Source organism: Vibrio sp. 1249-1, from assembly GCF_033340495.1.
Window position 1 is genome coordinate 1 of the sequence record NZ_JAWOWJ010000832.1, and the last position, 593, is coordinate 593.

Annotated in this window: 1 protein-coding gene; it reads left to right on the forward strand. The window is 47.7% G+C overall.

Features of this window, described 5'->3' with window-relative positions:
* Positions 1-551 (forward strand): peptide chain release factor N(5)-glutamine methyltransferase (gene prmC / locus R7Z50_RS29180; protein ID WP_318149971.1); only part of this gene is annotated, 551 nt, incomplete at its 5' end.
* Positions 552-593 lie beyond the last annotated feature (42 nt).

Here is a 593-nt window from a genome sequence, read left to right on the forward strand (position 1 = left end):
GTTTGGTGGAAGTTGCTTTGGATAAAACCTATGGGCAGACCGGATCGATTCTAGATCTAGGCACGGGGACAGGAGCAATTGCGTTGGCACTAGCGTCTGAGCTACCGAATCGTCAGGTAATGGGAGTTGACCTAAAACAAGAGGCCAAAGAGCTTGCTGAGTACAATGCCGCGCAGCTAAACATCAAAAATGTGACGTTTGACCAAGGTAGCTGGTTCGAGCCTATTGCAGAGGGAACAAAGTTTGCTTTAATTGTTTCCAATCCGCCGTATATTGACGAGAAAGATCCGCATTTATCCCAAGGTGACGTTCGTTTTGAGCCAAAATCCGCGCTGGTCGCTGATGAAAATGGCTTAGCGGATATTCGCCATATCTCCGATTTGGCTCGTCAGTATCTTGAAGAGGGCGGTTGGCTTGCCTTCGAACACGGTTACGACCAAGGCGAGGCGGTTCGCGAGATCATGCGTGGCTTTGGTTATCAGCAAGTTGTCACCGAAAAAGATTATGGTGGGAATGATCGAGTGACCCTCGGTTGCTACCAGCCTTCATAAGAACGAGCAAGTCAGCAGTAATTTATTAAAAGAGAAGAAAAA